Source organism: Leifsonia sp. SIMBA_070 (assembly GCF_046534635.1).
Classification (GTDB): Bacteria; Actinomycetota; Actinomycetes; order Actinomycetales; family Microbacteriaceae; genus Leifsonia.
In genome coordinates this window covers 1-265 of record NZ_JAWRYK010000396.1, presented here as the reverse complement: position 1 = coordinate 265, position 265 = coordinate 1, and the positions used below count along the sequence as shown (strand labels likewise).

1 protein-coding gene is annotated in these 265 nt (G+C 46.0%); it reads left to right on the top strand.

Annotation, left to right across the window (positions count from 1 at the left end; translation table 11 throughout):
- On the top strand, positions 1-265 hold a 265-nt coding region (locus SB754_RS20815; protein WP_410784253.1), incomplete at both ends, for a PAS domain-containing protein.

The window sequence follows — 265 nt, the reverse complement described above, 5'->3', positions numbered from 1 at the left end:
CACGCCCACCTCCACTCCATATTTGAGGCGGTCCAGGAGCCGATTTTCGCGGTCGATGATCAGGGGAAAGTTACGTTTATTAACCGATTAGCTGCTGAACTGTTTGAGTGCAAAGCCCAGGGGGTTATTGGTCAAACGATTACTCATTTGCCGGGGTTCAATAGCATCTTGTCCTATCTACCATTCGAATTTTCCAATCACGAAGCATTAATTACGATCAAGGACCAATCGTTTATCGTCAACTGTAAGCGAATGGAACGTCAAC